We start from the raw sequence: 16,155 nt of genomic DNA, 5'->3' as shown, positions 1-16,155 counted from the left end.
AAGAAGGCCGCGGCGCCGGTATGTCCAGCGCCGCGGCCCGGTTAGCGGGGATAAACCCGGATCAGAGGTTGGGGTAGAGCGGGAAGCGCTGGCACATGGCCATGACTTCGCCTTTCACCTTCGCCTCGACGGCCTCGTTGCCGTCAGGGCCGTTGGCGGCCAGCCCGTCGACCACTTCGACGATCCAGTCGGCGATCTGACGGAACTCGTCCTCCTTGAAGCCGCGGGTCGTGCCGGCGGGGGTGCCGAGGCGGATGCCGCTGGTCACGGTGGGCTTTTCCGGATCGAACGGGATGCCGTTCTTGTTGGTGGTGATATGGGCCCGGCCAAGCGCGGCATCGGTGATGTTGCCGGTGACTTTCTTGGGGCGCAGGTCGACGAGCATGACGTGGGTGTCGGTGCCGCCGGTGACGATATCCAGACCGCCCTTGATCAGCTGGTCGGCCAGCGCGTCGGCATTGGCGCGGACCTGCTTGATGTAGGTCTTGAACTCGGGTTGGAGCGCCTCGCCGAAGGCCACGGCCTTGGCGGCGATGACGTGCATCAGCGGGCCGCCCTGGATGCCGGGGAAGATGGCCGAGTTGACCTTCTTGGCGATGTCCTCGTCATTGGTGAGGATCATGCCGCCACGGGGGCCGCGCAGGGTTTTGTGCGTGGTCGTGGTGGCGATGTGGGCATGCGGGAAGGGCGAGGGGTGCTCGCCTGCGGCGACGAGGCCGGCGAAGTGGGCCATGTCGACATGCAGGTAGGCGCCGACCATGTCGGCGATCTCGCGGAAGCGGGCGAAGTCGATGACCCGCGGGATGGCCGAGCCGCCGGCGATGATCATCTTCGGCTTGTGCTCTTTCGCCAGTTCCTCGACCTGGTCGTAGTCGATCAGATTGTCCTGCTGGCGGACGCCGTATTGCACGGCGTTGAACCATTTGCCCGACTGGTTGGGGGCCGCCCCGTGGGTGAGGTGGCCGCCCGAGGCGAGGTTCATGCCCAGGATGGTGTCGCCCGGCTGCAGCAGCGCCTGGTTGACGCCCTGGTTGGCCTGGGAGCCGGAGTTGGGCTGCACGTTGGCGAAGCCGCAGTTGAAGAGTTGCTTGGCCCGTTCGATGGCTAGGTTTTCGGCGATATCGACATACTGGCAACCGCCATAGTAGCGGCGGCCCGGGTAGCCTTCGGCGTATTTGTTGGTCAGGACCGAGCCCTGCGCCTCCATCACGGCGGCCGAAACGATGTTCTCGGACGCGATCAGCTCGATCTCGTCGCGCTGGCGGCCGAGTTCCGATTCTATGGCCTTGGCGATCTCGGGGTCGCGCTCGGCGAGGGACTGGGTGAAAAAGTCTTTGCCCTCAAAGGGCTGGTTTCCGTCGTGCGGCATGGTGTTGACTCCGTCCGATTGCACTTGGCGTGATTTCCTATCGGAAACGGGGTTTGGTTGAAAGGTGGTAAAGCGACAAAACCCCTTGCAGTACCGGCATATTCCGCGCAACACCGGAGACACGCGTATCGTAAGAGCCAATAAAAAGGCGCATCGGAAACCTATCTCATGGCCAAGGATTTCAAGATCGCCTTTGTCGCCAGCGATGTGCCGGTCGCCCAGACGGCGCGCGCGGCCCTGATCCAGCGGTTCGGGCAGACCGACGAGGCCGAGGCCGACGTGATCGTGGCGCTTGGTGGGGACGGGTTCATGCTGCACACGCTGCACCGGACCCAGAACCTCGACGCGCCGGTCTACGGGATGAACCGGGGGACTGTCGGCTTTCTGATGAACGAATACAGCGAGAGTGACCTGATGGGCCGGCTGGCGGAGGCGCAGGAAGAGGTGCTAAACCCGCTGTCGATGACCGCCAAGACCGTCGATGGCAAGCTGCACAAGGCGCTGGCGATCAACGAGGTCTCGCTGTTGCGGGCGGGGCCGCAGGCGGCGAAGCTGAAGATCACCATCGACGGGCGGCTGCGGCTGGCCGAGCTGGTCTGTGACGGCGCGCTGCTGGCGACGCCGGCGGGGTCGACCGCCTACAACTATTCCGCCCACGGGCCGATTCTGCCGATCGGGTCGGATGTGCTGGCGCTGACGGCGGTGGCGGCATTCCGGCCGCGGCGCTGGCGCGGGGCGCTTCTGCCCAAGTCGGCCGAAGTGCGGTTCGACGTGCTGGATGCCAAGAAGCGGCCGGTGATGGCCGATGCCGACAGCCTTTGGGTGGAAAACGTGGTCTGGGTGGTGATCCGGTCGGAGCCGAGCATCGCGCACCGAATCCTTTTCGACCCCGGTCACGGGCTGGAAGAGCGCCTGATCCGCGAACAGTTCGAGTAATTCCGGCCCTCACCGGAGTGGGCAGGGGCGGGCCGCAAGGGGCGCGCCCTTTTTTCTGCCGAGGCGGCCAAATCGGCGCCTTTCGGCAACCCACTGAAAAATCTGAATTTTACCCATTGTTATCGGATAGCAATGGCATGGTTATCCCATGTCCGCCCCCGGTTATTGCCTGTCTCGGCCCACCGGCCCCATCGTTTGTCACAGGCCAACGCGGCACAGCGCTGGCCCGCCAGAAATTCAAACGCTTCGTCTGAAAGGACACGGACAATGACCAACGCATATCAAATCAAGACCGCCGCTCTCGCCCTTCTGATCGGCCTCGGCGCGGCCACGACCTCCTTCGCGGACAGCAACCGCGTGTCGATCAGCCAGTATGGCCGCGACCACAGCATCGGCGCATCGCAGGGCGGCAACTACAACCGCCTGAGCGTCACCCAGCGTGGCCGCAGCAACCTGTCGATCCACACGCAGGACGGTCGCCGGAACAGCGTTTCGGTCGAACAATCCGGCCGCATGAACGACGCGGTGACCGGCCAGATCGGGCGCAACAACCGCTCGGTGACCGGGCAGCAGGGGCGTTACAACAACTCCATCACCACCCAGTCGGGCCGTTGCAACATCGCCGGCGTCGCCCAGTTCGGGCGCAACCACACGGCGGACGTCGACCAGTCGGGTAACTGCAACGCCGTCGGCGTGATCCAGACCGGCAACGGCAACCACGCGACCTCGCGCCAGACCGGCCGCGGCAACGTCTCGGTGATCGTTCAGGACTGACCCCTCAGGTCACACAAGGCAGGGCGCGCGCCATTCCCCGGCGCGGGCCCGGCCCACCAACCCGGAAAGGAACAACAGGATGAAACGCAAGCTTCCCACAGCCGCCCTCGCCATACTGGCCGCCGGATCGGCCACTGCCTTCGGCGCCTTTGTCGGACAGGGTGAGGCCCACGAAACCGCCTATGCCACGGCCGACGGCCTGAGATGCGCCGTCGTCACCCGCGACCTGGGCGACACGGTTCAGATCACCGGCAAGGTCACCGCAGAGCGTGACGTGTCGGGCGAATATGCCCTCAGCATCCGCCAGACCAGCAGCGGCGGGCAGTCGGTGATCGACCAGGGCGGTGAGTTCACCGTCGGGGCCGGCCGCACTGTCACCCTCGGCGAGGCCACGATGGGCGGCACCGCCCAGTCTTACACCGCCGACCTGGAGCTGACCGTGAACGGCCAGCGCCTGCGCTGCCGCCCGGCGGCGGACGCGACCGAGCTTTGACCTGAATACCACGGCCCTCGAACAGATACCCAGCAGGAGATACCCCATGCCCCGTTTCATGCTTCCCCTCGCCGCCGGTCTTGCGCTTTGCGCCGGCATCGCCACCGCCGACCCCAGCGACCGCACGGTCGGGATCACCAACTACAATCAGATGTACGGGCAGGCCCGCCAGAACACGGGCTGGGCGCAGAGTGGCCAGGCCTCGGGCTGGGGGAAAAGCTCGGGCAGCCGCTGGACGGCACAGGGCAGCCGCGCCAATGTCACGCAGACCGGCAACAACAACGGTGCGACCGTCCGGCAGCGGGGCAACAACAAGCGGGCGACCGTCATTCAGCGCGGCAACGACACCGACGTGGTGGTCGACCAGCACGGTGAAGGGCCGGGCGGCGCGCTTGTCGTGACGTGGTGAAAGGCTTGGCCTTGCCGATGAAACCCTGAATTTCCTGTACGGTTTCGCACCCTTCCGGGCCCTTTGCGCCGAAAGCCGCCGCGCGCCGCCGGAATGACCCGGATCGGGCGGAACCTTTCCGCCAGAGATGACGTTGGCCTTCAAGACGCAGCGATCATCAACGCAATGGAGGAAAGCCATGAACTGGGATCAAATCGAAGGTAACTGGAAGCAGCTCAAAGGCCAGGCACAGGAACGCTGGGGCGAGCTGACCAATGACGAGCTCGACGAAGCGGCTGGCCAGCGTCAGCAGCTCGTCGGCAAGCTTCAGGAGCGTTACGGCTACGCCAAGGAAGAAGCCGAGCGCGAAGCGGACGAGTTCGCCAAGCAGGTCTGAATTTCAGACGCGACAGAGGTATCTTTTACGAGTTTCGGCGGCCCCGCGGGGCCGCCTTTTGTTTGTCTCAGGCCCTGGCGTAGCCGATGGTGCCGAGCGCATCCTTGATCTCGTCGAGGATGGCCGGATCGTCGATGGTGGCGGGCAGCTTGAATTCCTGCCCGTCGGCGATTTTCACCATGGTGGCACGCAGGATCTTGCCCGAGCGGGTCTTGGGCAGGCGATCCACGACCACGCACAGCTTGAAGGCCGCCACCGGGCCGATCTGGTCGCGGACCAGCTTGACGCATTCGGCGGTGATTTCCTCGTGCGGGCGGTTCACGCCCTTGGTGAGGCACACGAAGCCCACCGGAAGCTGGCCCTTGAGCTGGTCGGTGACGCCGATCACGGCGCATTCGGCCACGTCGGGGTGGCTGGCCAGCACCTCTTCCATGCCGCCGGTCGACAGGCGGTGGCCCGCGACGTTGATGACGTCGTCGGTGCGGGCCATGATGTAGAGATAGCCGTCTTCGTCGATCATCCCCGCATCGCCGGTTTCGTAATACCCTTTGTAGGTATTGAGGTAGGACTTGCGGAAGCGGTCCTCGGCGTTCCAGAGGGTCGGCAGGGTGCCCGGGGGCAGCGGCAGCTTGATCGCCACGGCGCCAAGGGTGCCCGGCGCCTGGGGCTGGCCGGTCTCGTCGAGGATGTCGATGTCGTAGCCCGGGAAGGGCACGCCGGAGGAGCCGATCTTGATCTCCATCTTCTCGATGCCGACGGGGATGCCGGTGATGGGCCAGCCGGTTTCGGTTTGCCACCAGTGGTCGACGACCGGCACACCCAGTTGATCGGCCGCCCAGTTGAGCGTGTCGGGGTCGGCGCGTTCGCCGGCGAGGTAGAGCGCGCGCAGGCAGCTGAGGTCGTATTGCTTGACGAATTCGCCCTTGGGATCGTCGCGCTTGATGGCGCGGAAGGCGGTGGGGGCGGTGAAGAAGCTGCGCACGTTGTGCTCGGAGATCACCCGCCAGAAGGTGCCGGCGTCGGGGGTGCCGACGGGTTTGCCCTCGAAGACGATGGTGGTGTTACCGTGGACGAGGGGCGCGTAGCAGATATAGCTGTGGCCCACGACCCAGCCTACGTCGGAGGCGGCCCAGAACACGTCGCCGGGGTCGACATTGTAGACGTTCTTCATGGTCCAGTTCAGCGCCACGAGGTGCCCGCCGGTGGGGCGGACGACGCCCTTGGGGGCGCCGGTGGTGCCGGAGGTATAGAGGATATAGGCCGGGTGGTTGCCCTCTACGGGCACGCAGTCGGCGGGTTCGACGCCTTCCTGGAAGCCGTACCAGTCATGGTCGCGGCCCTCGGTCAGTTCGACCGGGTTCTGTTCGCGCTGGTAGATGACGCAGAAGTCGGGCTTGTGCTTGGCCAGCTCGATGGCGCCGTCATAGAGAGGCTTGTACTGCACCACGCGGCCCGGCTCGAGCCCGCAGGAGGCGGCGATGATCGCCTTGGGCTTGGCATCGTCGATGCGGACGGCGAGCTCGTTGGCGGCGAAGCCCCCGAAGACGACCGAGTGGATGGCGCCAAGCCGGGCACAGGCCAGCATCGCCTCGAGCGCCTGGGGCACCATCGGCATGTAGATGATGACGCGGTCGCCCTTTTCGACGCCCTGTTTCTGCAAGGCGCCGGCCAGCGAGGCGACGCGGTCGAGCAGCTGGGCGTAGCTGATCTCTTCCTTGGTGTCGGTGATCGGGCTGTCATAGATGATCGCCGTGCGGTCGCCGTTGCCGGCGGCGACGTGGCGGTCGAGCGCGTTGAAGCAGGTGTTGACCTTGCCGTCGCAGAACCATTCGTATAGCGGGGCGTTCTCGTCGAAGAGTGCCTTCGACGGTTTCTCCTCCCAGTCGATGCCTTCGGCGGCCTGCATCCAGAACCCTTCGGGGTCCTGTTTCCAGCTGTCATAGACCTCTTTGTATCCCATCGTATTCTCCTCCGCTCCGTTGGTATCCGTGTTAAGGGACACGCTGCCGCTGCGGCAAGAGTGACGATGAGATACGTGGCAGATTACCGCACAGGATTTGCAGTTTTCGGCCGAAATTGTTTGCAAACTTTTGCAAAGTCTTAAAAATTTTCAACCCGGCCGACTTTTCGCATGATGTTTGCAAAAATTTGCAGAATCGAGGCAGCGAATCATGTGGCGGCGGACGGGGCGCCGCGTTGGACCAAGTTACCACGATGCGGGTGCCGTTGCGGGAAAGGGCGGACAGCGTACGGAGCTTTTCCGCTCAGAGAGATTTCCGACATGGGCCATGTCGAAAACATCTCAGATTCGGGGGGCGGGCGGGCCTATCGTTCAGATACGGCCCGGCGTGGTGCCGGACCGATCATCACAGGATGCTGTTGCCATGGGCGACAAGAAGCAAAAGCCGGCGAAACCCGGCACCAAACCGACCAACAAGTAAGACCCCCAGTTCCCCATCCCGACGCCGCAGCGCAGCCCTTGCGCTGCGGCATTTGTTTTTCGGGATTTATCCGTAATGCGCCACCGGCGTGCCGGCGATGGCCGCCATGTTGAGCAGACCACGCGCCGTGACGCCCGAGGTGACGATATGCGCGCGGTTGCCGACGCCCATGAGGATCGGGCCAACCTCGAGCCCGCCGGCCTTGGCTTTCAGGATGTTGCGCACGCCCGAGGCGGCATCGGAATTCGAGAAGATCAGGATGTTGGCCGCGCCTTCGAGCCGGTTGTCGGGCAGGAGGCGTTCGCGCAGGTCGGCGTCGAGCGCGGTGTCGACGTTCATTTCGCCTTCATAGGCGAAATCGCGGGGCTTGCTGTCGAGCAGGTCGAGCGCCTCGCGCAGGCGGGTGCCGGAATCGCTGCCCTGGTTGCCGAATTGCGATTGCGAGCAGAAGGCGATTTTCGGCTCGATCCCGAAGCGCCGCACATGGCGGGCGGCGCCGAGGGCGATTTCGGCCAGCTGTTCGGGCGAGGGGAAGATGTTGACATGGGTGTCGGCGATGAAGAGCGGGCCGTCTTCCATGATGATCATCGACAGCGCGCCCTGCGGGCGGCAGCCATCGGAGCAGAGCACCTGCGAGATGTAGTTCAGGTGCCAGCGGTATTCACCGAAGGTGCCGCAGATCAGGCTGTCGGCCTCTTCCCGGTGGACCATGACCGCGCCGATGGCGGTGGTGTTGGTGCGCATGATCGCCTTGGCGAGATCGGGCGAGACGCCGCGGCGTTTCATGATGGCGTGGTAGCTGCCCCAGTAGTCGCGGTAGCGGGGGTCGTTCTCGGGGTTGACGATGTTGAAGTCACGCTCGGGCCGGATTTCGAGGCCGAGGCGTTCGCAGCGGGTGGTGATGACCTCGGGGCGGCCGATGAGGATGGGCTGTTCGGTGGTTTCCTCGAGGATGGCCTGGGCGGCGCGGAGGACGCGCTCGTCTTCACCCTCGGCAAAGACGATGCGGCGGGAAGCGGTGCGGGCGGCCTCGAACACGGGGCGCATGAGCAGGGCGGACTTGTAGACGCTGGCATCGAGCCGGTGCTTGTAGGCGTCGAGATCGTCGAGCGGGCGGGCGGCGACGCCGGTTTCCATCGCGGCGCGGGCGACGGAGGTGGAGACGATGCCCGAGAGGCGCGGGTCGAAGGGTTTGGGGATCAGGTAGTCGGCGCCGAAGGTGAGCTGCTCGCCCTTGTAGGCCGCCGCGGCCTCGGCCGAGGTGGTGTGGCGGGCAAGTTCGGCGATGCCCTCGACGCAGGCGATCTGCATCTCGTCGTTGATCTCGGTTGCGCCCACGTCGAGCGCGCCGCGGAAGATGAAGGGGAAGCAGAGGACGTTGTTGACCTGGTTGGGGAAGTCGCTGCGGCCGGTGGCGATGATGGCCTTGGGGGCGACCTCGCGGGCGACGTCGGGCATGATCTCGGGTGTGGGGTTGGCCAGCGCGAAGATGATCGGGCGGTCGGCCATTTTCGCCACATGCTCGGGCTTGAGCACGTTGGGGCCGGAGAGGCCGAGGAAGAGGTCGGCGCCGTCCATCACGTCGTCGAGGGTGCGCAGGTTGGAGGGCTGGGCGAAGGCGGCCTTCTGCGGGTTCATGTCCTCTTCGCGGCCCTCGTAGACGAGGCCGTGGATGTCGCAGAGCCAGACGTTTTCGCGTTTCACCCCCAGTTTGAGCAGGAGGTTGAGGCAGGCAATGCCGGCCGCGCCGCCGCCGGTGGAGACGATCTTGATCTCCTCGAAGGATTTGCCGGCGACATGGAGGGCGTTGCGGGCGGCGGCGCCGACGACGATGGCGGTGCCGTGCTGGTCGTCGTGGAAGACGGGGATGTTCATCCGCTCGCGGCAGATCTTCTCGACGATGAAACAGTCGGGGGCCTTGATGTCTTCGAGGTTGATGGCGCCGAAGGTCGGTTCGAGGGCGCAGACGATTTCGGCGAGGCGCTCGGGGTCGGATTCTTTCACCTCGATGTCGAAGCAGTCGATATTGGCGAATTTCTTGAAGAGGACCGCCTTGCCTTCCATCACCGGCTTGGAGGCGAGCGCGCCGATGTTGCCGAGGCCGAGGACGGCGGTGCCGTTGGAGACCACGCCGACCAGGTTGGCGCGGGCGGTGTAGAGGCTGGCGGCCTTCTCGTCGGCCTTGATCTCGAGGCAGGCCTCGGCCACGCCGGGGGAGTAGGCCAGCGACAGGTCGCGGCCGTTGGCCAGCGGCTTGGTGGCGCGGATCTCCAGCTTGCCGGGTTTGGGGAACTGGTGATAGGCGAGCGCCGCCTGGTTCTGGGTGTCCTTGGGGGTGTCGGTCATTCTGGTCCCTCCCGCGATCTGGTTTAGTGCTAAACCATTTTCTGCGGCGTGCAAGAAGATGCCTTCCGACGCGGCAATTTGCGCGTGGCTAGCTTGCATATCGGGCTCATGGCGCGCAATCTTTATCTGGCCGGCGGTATGGGAGAGGTTGCCAGATGTCATTGATCGAGGATGCCGCGAAGGTGCGCGAACGGGCCTATGCGCCCTATTCGGGGTTCAAGGTGGGGGCGGCCATTCGGAGCCGGTCGGGGCAGGTGTTCGTGGGCTGCAATGTCGAGAACGTGGCCTATCCGGAGGGGACATGCGCCGAGGCCGGCGCGATTGCCGCGATGGTGGCGGCGGGCGAGGGCGAGATCGCCGAGGTGGCGGTGATCGCCGATAGCCCGGCGCCGGTGACGCCCTGCGGGGGCTGCCGGCAGAAGCTGGCGGAGTTTGGCGGGGCGGAGGTGCCGGTGACGCTGGCGACGGTGGCCGGGGTCGAGAAGACCGTGACGCTGGCGGAGTTGCTGCCGCTGGCGTTCGATCAGAGCCACATGGCGAAAGACTGAGCCCTTGGATGCACGTGCGATCATTGCGGCCCTGCGCGACGGGCGGGGCGCCTCGGCGGAGGAGATGGCGTGGTTCGCCAACGGTTTGGCGAGCGGGCATGTGAGCGACGCGCAGGCCGGGGCGTTTGCGATGGCGGTGCTGTTGAAGGGGTTGAGGCCGGAGGAACGGACGGCGCTGACGCTGGCGATGCGGGACAGTGGCGATACGTTGAAATGGGCGCTTGATGGGCCGGTGATCGACAAGCACTCGACCGGCGGGGTGGGCGATTGCGTGAGCCTGGTATTGGCGCCGGCGCTGGCGGCTTGCGGGGGCTATGTGCCGATGATCTCGGGCCGGGGGCTGGGCCATACCGGCGGGACGCTCGACAAGCTGGAGGCGATACCGGGGCTGCGCACCGATCTGAGCGAGGCACAACTTTACCAAATCGTTAACGCCGCGGGGTGCGCGATTGTCAGCGCGACGGGGCAGGTGGCCCCGGCGGACCGCCGGCTTTACGCCATCCGCGACGTGACCGCGACGGTGGAAAGTCTCGACCTGATCACCGCGTCGATCCTGTCGAAGAAGCTGGCCGCCGGGCTGGATGGCCTTGTGCTTGACGTGAAGTGTGGCACAGGCGCCTTTATGAAGCGTAAAGAGGACGGCCGCGCGCTGGCAGAGGCGCTGGTGGAGACCTCGAACGCCGCCGGGTGCCAGACGAGCGCGGTGATTTCCGACATGAACCAGCCGCTGGCCCCGGCGCTGGGCAACGGGCTGGAAGTGGCCTGTGCGATGCGGGTGCTGACCGGGCAGGAGGAGGGGCCGCTGGGGCGGCTGACCGCCGTGCTGGGCGGCATGGCGCTGGCCGGTGCTGGGCTGGCGACGGATGCCGAGGCGGGCGAGGCGAAGATACGCGCCGTGCTGGCCGATGGACGCGCGGCCGAGCGGTTCGGGAAGATGGTGGGCGCGATGGGCGGGCCGCTGGGCTTTGTCGAGCGCTGGGCGTGGTTCTTGCCGGAGGCGACTGTGATCCGGGAGTTCAAGGCAGACCAGGCGGGCTACATCGCCGCGATGGATGGCGAGACGATGGGCCTTGCCGTGATCGAGCTGGGCGGCGGGCGGCAGGTGGAAAGCGACGTGATCGAGCCGAGCGTGGGGCTGTCGGATATCCTGCCGCTGGGCGCGGAGGTGGCGGAGGGGCAGCCCGTGCTGCGCATCCATGCCGCGCGGGCCGAACATGCCGATCGGGCGGAGGCGATGCTGCGCCGGGCGATCACCATCGGCGCGAGCGCGCCGGAGGTGCCGCCGCTGGTGCATGAGAGGGTCGGCTGATGGCGCGGGTGTTCCTGATCGTGATGGATTCCGTCGGCATCGGCGGGGCGGCGGATGCGGGCGATTTCTTCAACGCCGGCGCGCCGGATACGGGGGCCAACACGGTCGCCCATATCGCGCAGGCCAGGTCGGGGCTGAAGATGCCCGCGCTGGATGCGCTGGGGCTGGGGGCGGCGGTGGAGCTGGCCTCGGGCACGATGGCGCCGGGGCTGGGGGCCGCGCCGCAGGGCCTTTGGGGCGCGGCGAGCGAGGTGTCGAAGGGGAAGGATACGACCTCGGGGCATTGGGAGTTGGCGGGGCTGCCGGTGCCGTTCGACTGGCATTACTTCCCGGATGAGGAGCCGGCCTTTCCCGAGGAGGTGACCGCGGCAGTGATGCGCGCGGCGGGCACCGAAGGGATCCTGGGTAATCGCCATGGGTCGGGCACCGTGATCATGGAAGAGCTGGGCGCCGAGCATGTGCGGACGGGCTGGCCCATCTGCTATACCTCGGCCGACAGCGTGTTCCAGATCGCCGCGCATGAAGAGCATTTCGGGCTGGCGCGGTTGCAGGCGCTGTGCGAGGCGGTCGCGCCGATGCTGCACGAGATGCGAGTGGGGCGGGTGATTTCCCGGCCCTTCGTGGGCAATGCGGAGACGGGGTTCCGGCGGACGGGCAACCGGCATGATTATGCGATGGCGCCGCCGGGGCGGACGCTGTGCGACTGGGTGAAGGATGCCGGGGGCCGGGTGCATGCGATCGGCAAGATCGGCGACATCTTCTCGATGCAGGGGATCGACGACGTGGTGCGCGGGACGGATGCCGAGCTGATGGGGCATCTGGCAGGCGCGCTGGAGAAAGCGGAAGAGGGGAGCCTGACCTTTGCCAATTTCGTGGAGTTCGACGCGCTTTACGGCCATCGGCGGGATGTGGACGGCTATGCCGCCGCGCTGGAATGGTTCGACGGGGAGATCGGGGCGCTGCTGCCGACCCTGCGGGATGGCGACGTGATGCTGATCACCGCCGATCATGGCAATGACCCGACCTGGGCCGGGACGGACCACACCCGCGAGCGGGTGCCCGTTATGGTGGCGGGCCGGGGCAAGGGCGAGCTTGGGCAGGTGGCGTTCGTCGACGTGGCGGCGAGCGTGGCGACCTACCTGGGGCTGGAGGAGTGCGGCCCGGGGCAGAGTTTTCTGACCCCGGCGAAGGCCTGACGGCGGCATCTGGCGTTGCCCTTGGGCCGAGATTGCGGGAAAAGGCCCCGCAGACAGCCAGAGAGGGACCGGAGATGAAAGAGCACCTGACCGTCGTGACGCACCCGCTTGTGCAGCACAAGCTGACCCTGATGCGGGAGAAGACCACCTCGACCGCTGTCTTCCGGCAGTTGCTGCGCGAGATCAGCCAGCTTCTGGCCTACGAGGTGACGCATGAGCTGCCGATGACGACGCGGCGGATCGAGACGCCGCTGGAGGAGATGGACGCGCCGGTGCTGGACGGGCGCAAGCTGGCGCTGATCTCGATCCTGCGGGCCGGGAACGGGCTGCTGGACGGAATGCTGGAACTGATTCCCTCGGCCAGGGTCGGATTCGTCGGGCTGTACCGCGATGAGGAAACGCTGCAACCCGTTCAATATTATTTCAAGGTGCCGGAACTTCTGGGCGAGCGGCTTTCGATCGTCGTCGATCCGATGCTGGCGACCGGCAATTCCTCGGCCGCCGCGGTGGACCTGGTGAAGCAGGCCGGGGCCAAAGACATCCGATTCCTTTGCCTTTTGGCCGCTCCGGAAGGGGTTGCACGGATGAAGGAGGCGCATCCGGACGTGCCGATCGTGACCGCCGCGCTGGACGAGCGGCTGAACGAGCACGGGTATATTCTGCCGGGGCTCGGGGATGCGGGCGACCGCATGTTCGGCACGCAATAAGGGAAAGATGTTTACTAACACGGTTTTGTAAGGCAATCTCAACCCAGTTACTCTGGGGGTAATATGAGATTAGCAAGTGTGCTGGCGACGGCTGCCATCGTCGTGTCCTGCGGGTCTGGCATCGCCCAGGCGCAGATCAAGAAATCGGTTCCGGCGGAATTTCCGCCGGCCTCTTACACGGGTCGTCAATATGTCGACAGCACCGGATGCGTGTTCATCCGGGCCGGCGTTGACGGCGCGGTGAACTGGGTGCCACGGGTCACGCGCGGACGACAACAGGTCTGCGGGATGCAACCGACGTTGTCGGGAACACAGATTGCTGCGGCGCAGGCGCCGCGGGCAACCGCCCCGGTGACGCAACCGGCCCCCGCGGCCAAGGCCCAGCCGGCGCGCAAGCCCGCCCCGGCGAGCACGACGACGACGCTCTACCGCTCGGCCCCGCCGCCGCAGCCGGTGGCGCCCAAGCCGGCCACGGCGCCGGTTGTGGCGACCGCGCCCAAGCCTGCGGCCAAGCCGCGGCGGGTGGTCGATTCGAACTGTGCCAACATGAGCCCGATGTCGCAGCAATACATCAACTCGACGACCCGCTACACGATCCGCTGCGGACCGCAGAGCGCGCCGCACGTGACCGAGCGGGCGACGGCGAGTGCCAATGCCACGATCTATCAGCCGGGCGCCGTGCCGGGGAACGTGTCGGCGACCTATCGCACCGGCGGCACCTATGCCGGCGCGACGCGGGTGGCGCCCAAACATGTCTACGCCAACCAGAAGGCCAGCACCGAGGGGGTCTATGTGCCCGAGGGTTATGTCTCGGTATGGGAGGATGACCGGCTGAACACCCGCCGGGCGCATCAGACCTTTGCCGGCAAGGCGCAGATGGAGCAGCGCTGGACCAAGACCACGCCGCGCCGCCTGATCGAGCCGAAGGTGGGGCCGGTGGTGACGCAGGCGGATGTCGCCGTGCAGTACCAGTACCCGGTGGCGATGAGTTTTGCCCAGCAGCAGGCCAAGCCGAAGGTAGCGGTGTCGACCCGGGGGCAGACGCCGAAGGCCGCGCCGAAACCGGCGACGACCGTCGCCGCGACGCCCAAGGTCGAGACGCGCGCGGCGAGCCATCGCTACGTGGAACTGGGCAACTTCAGCGACCCCGACCACGCCAAGCGGACGGCGCAGAAGCTGGCCAATTCCGGCCTGCCGGCGCGGATGGGCAAGGTGACCCACAAGGGCAAGACCTACACGCTGGTCATGGCCGGCCCGTTCGAGACGCAAGGTCAGCTCGACAGCGGCCTGGCGCGGGTGCGCGGCATGGGCTTCTCGCAGGCGAGCCTGCGGAAGTAAGCGCCACGTCTTTGAGAGATCGGAAGGCGGTACCGGAGACGGTGCCGCCTTTTTTGTCGAGACCATGAGGGCTCGGGCCATCCCTTTGCGTTTCGTGTTGCAAGTCGAGGAGGAACTTCTTGTGAGCTTGACGGTATGTCCAGGGACGTCTTCCGAAGAGATCTTCGGGAGCCTTCTGCTTTGACAGTCGGCTCGGCGAGACTCAGTGGTCATTGCGTTCCGACGGTGAAAAGCCGCGCATCGACGGGCCGTGGTGCGGCGAACCAACGTTGTCAGCTGCCGCTTTATACCCGCCAAGTACATCCATCCTTCGTACGTGGCGCTCCAACCGCCAAATCGCCGTGCCGTCGGGACGGCCCGTCGATGCGCGGCGGGCTTCGCCCTTGATTCCGCGCAGGCGCTTCACGGATATGTCCGCAATGGGCTCGGAACGGACACTGCGCTTCTCGCTTGAAAACCTTTCGTTTACACCAAGGGATGCAAAGGGCTGGGGGCTTTGGCGGCGGGTTGCATTCCGCGCGGATACCGTGGCCGCGGCTTCGGTCTAGCCGCCGCAGATCGCCTGCAGCCTGAGCCAGTCGGAATCGCTCAGCAGGGCGGGCGGGGCTTCGGCGGCGAAGGGGTCGGCCTCGATCAGGCCGACGGTCGTCTCGCCGGTCTTGTCGCGCGCATAGGCATAGGGCGTGGCGCGGACCGACCATGAGGTGAACCCCTCGAGCAGGGTTTCGGTGTCGAGCGGCATGTCGGGCCGGGTGAGCAGCGTCTCGGCATAGGCCTTCAGCGTGCCCTCATCCATCTCGCCGGTGGTGAGAAGGCGGAAGCTGGCCCAGACCGAGCTGGCCTCGAGCAGCTGGGCCAGCGGGTCTGTCTGGCGGGCCCGCAGCCGTTCGGCGACGAGGTAGCCGGCGACGACATCGGGCTCGTCGTAGCTTTCGACCAGCGGGCGGCCGATCAGGATGGTGGAGCCGGGCAGGTCGACGGTGCCCTCGACGCCGTCGCGCATGACCTCGAGATGGCCGGGGCCCCTGGGCCCGGGGATGCGGCGGGCCAGGTTATCGAGGGCGGCGCGGCCTTCGGGGGTGGAACAGGGCGGCCCGGTTTCCTGCTGGATATGGCGGAAGAGGGCGGCGCCGATCTCGGCCCGCTTGACCTGGGGCACGACGGTGACGGCATGCCGGCGCACGGCCTGTGGCAGCCAGAAGACCGCGCCGGCCGCGACCACGGCGAGGACCGCCAGGAAGATGAAGAGGCGCAGCCGGCCGGGATGGGGCCGGCGGCGTTCGATCGCCGTGCAGAGCTTTTCGATGGCGGCGATCATGTCCTTCTCGTCATCGGCGAGTTCGAGGGTTTCGCCCGGGTCGCCATCGGGGTGGTAGATGGCGGGGCGTTTTCCGGGGTTGGCGCGTTCGACGGCGGCAAGCGACCAGTGGGTCAGGGGGCGTTCCTGCATGTCGCTGATCACCAGCGTGGCATCGCCGATCGAGACGATGACCTCGGTGCGCTGGGCATCGGGGGTGGGGCGCCACAGGCCCGAGGCTTCCAGCCGCTGGTATTCCTTGAGTGCCGTCATGGCGTTATGGGCCTGCTCTGCCTTTTCAGAAGACCTTAGCACGGGGGGATGGCGGGCGGCAATTGCCCGCTGACATCGGCGGTGTCGGTGATTCGATGGTTAACGGCGAGGATTTGAAGGGAATGCGACGTCGGTATCACGTCGGTATTTTGTCGGTATCGCGTCGGTATTGATGTCCGTGGGGGTGCGGGTTCATGTGGCGCGCGGTGCGCAACGCGCAAGATGTGGGGTGGGGCGCAACAGCGTGTCGGGATGCCCCGCGTCCCGGGCTTGATCCGGGATCTCTGGCGGTGGGAGGGGCCGGGGCGATGAAACGGCCGGGCGGTGCCCGTCACGCCAGAGG

The 16,155-nt window shown here is 66.3% G+C and carries 14 protein-coding genes; 10 read left to right on the top strand and 4 right to left on the bottom strand.

The annotated features are described in order from the left end of the window. Positions 1-61 precede the first annotated feature (61 nt). Positions 62-1,369, bottom strand: coding sequence for a serine hydroxymethyltransferase (gene glyA / locus RIdsm_RS19565; RefSeq protein ID WP_057818079.1), 1,308 nt, complete (start codon positions 1,367-1,369; stop codon positions 62-64). A gap of 168 nt (positions 1,370-1,537) precedes the next feature. Between glyA and RIdsm_RS19560 the strand changes: the two genes are divergently transcribed. The 5 genes from RIdsm_RS19560 (at position 1,538) to RIdsm_RS19540 (ending at position 4,357) form a co-directional block, all read left to right on the top strand. Further along, the gene (locus RIdsm_RS19560) at positions 1,538-2,305 is read left to right on the top strand and encodes an NAD kinase (RefSeq protein ID WP_057818077.1); all 768 of its coding nucleotides are present in this window, start codon (positions 1,538-1,540) and stop codon (positions 2,303-2,305) included. Between the two features lie 267 nt (positions 2,306-2,572). Then, a complete protein-coding gene (locus RIdsm_RS19555) occupies positions 2,573-3,079 on the top strand; it encodes a hypothetical protein (protein WP_057818075.1) in 507 nt (168 codons plus the stop codon). 79 nt (positions 3,080-3,158) lie between these two features. Next, positions 3,159-3,572, top strand: coding sequence for a curli-like amyloid fiber formation chaperone CsgH (gene csgH, locus RIdsm_RS19550; RefSeq protein ID WP_057818073.1), 414 nt, complete (start codon positions 3,159-3,161; stop codon positions 3,570-3,572). Between the two features lie 46 nt (positions 3,573-3,618). Continuing rightward, on the top strand, positions 3,619-3,981 hold the full coding sequence (locus tag RIdsm_RS19545) for a curlin repeat-containing protein (protein ID WP_057818071.1): 363 nt from the start codon (positions 3,619-3,621) through the stop codon (positions 3,979-3,981). Positions 3,982-4,159: 178 nt separating this feature from the next. Continuing rightward, entirely contained in the window at positions 4,160-4,357 is a 198-nt protein-coding gene (locus RIdsm_RS19540; protein WP_057818069.1) for a CsbD family protein, read from the top strand. Positions 4,358-4,424: 67 nt separating this feature from the next. On the opposite strand, the gene RIdsm_RS19535 is transcribed toward RIdsm_RS19540, so the two are convergent. Continuing rightward, positions 4,425-6,317 carry a propionyl-CoA synthetase gene (locus RIdsm_RS19535; RefSeq protein ID WP_057818068.1) on the bottom strand — a complete coding sequence of 631 codons (1,893 nt, stop codon included), beginning with the start codon at positions 6,315-6,317 and terminating at the stop codon, positions 4,425-4,427. A gap of 547 nt (positions 6,318-6,864) precedes the next feature. Then, positions 6,865-9,144 carry an NADP-dependent malic enzyme gene (locus RIdsm_RS19530; protein WP_057818066.1) on the bottom strand — a complete coding sequence of 760 codons (2,280 nt, stop codon included), beginning with the start codon at positions 9,142-9,144 and terminating at the stop codon, positions 6,865-6,867. Positions 9,145-9,299: 155 nt separating this feature from the next. Between RIdsm_RS19530 and RIdsm_RS19525 the strand changes: the two genes are divergently transcribed. From RIdsm_RS19525 to RIdsm_RS30785, 5 genes are all read left to right on the top strand, one after another. Next, a complete protein-coding gene (locus RIdsm_RS19525) occupies positions 9,300-9,692 on the top strand; it encodes a cytidine deaminase (RefSeq protein WP_057818064.1) in 393 nt (130 codons plus the stop codon). Between the two features lie 4 nt (positions 9,693-9,696). After that, positions 9,697-11,001 carry a thymidine phosphorylase gene (locus tag RIdsm_RS19520; RefSeq protein ID WP_057818063.1) on the top strand — a complete coding sequence of 435 codons (1,305 nt, stop codon included), beginning with the start codon at positions 9,697-9,699 and terminating at the stop codon, positions 10,999-11,001. After that, entirely contained in the window at positions 11,001-12,197 is a 1,197-nt protein-coding gene (locus tag RIdsm_RS19515) for a phosphopentomutase (protein ID WP_057818061.1), read from the top strand. The genes RIdsm_RS19520 and RIdsm_RS19515 overlap by 1 nt, the downstream gene beginning before the upstream one ends. Before the next feature lie 74 nt (positions 12,198-12,271). Continuing rightward, complete coding sequence (gene upp, locus RIdsm_RS19510) at positions 12,272-12,904, top strand: uracil phosphoribosyltransferase (protein WP_057818059.1); 633 nt, start codon at positions 12,272-12,274, stop codon at positions 12,902-12,904. 63 nt (positions 12,905-12,967) lie between these two features. After that, entirely contained in the window at positions 12,968-14,242 is a 1,275-nt protein-coding gene (locus RIdsm_RS30785) for an SPOR domain-containing protein (RefSeq protein WP_074940572.1), read from the top strand. Positions 14,243-14,786: 544 nt separating this feature from the next. On the opposite strand, the gene RIdsm_RS19500 is transcribed toward RIdsm_RS30785, so the two are convergent. Next, positions 14,787-15,812 carry a hypothetical protein gene (locus RIdsm_RS19500; RefSeq protein WP_057818055.1) on the bottom strand — a complete coding sequence of 342 codons (1,026 nt, stop codon included), beginning with the start codon at positions 15,810-15,812 and terminating at the stop codon, positions 14,787-14,789. Between the last annotated feature and the right edge of the window lie 343 nt (positions 15,813-16,155).

Source organism: Roseovarius indicus (assembly GCF_008728195.1).
GTDB lineage: Bacteria > Pseudomonadota > Alphaproteobacteria > Rhodobacterales > Rhodobacteraceae > Roseovarius > Roseovarius indicus.
The sequence above is the reverse complement of the archived record's forward strand: the minus strand, read 5'-3'. Positions and strand labels throughout refer to the sequence as shown.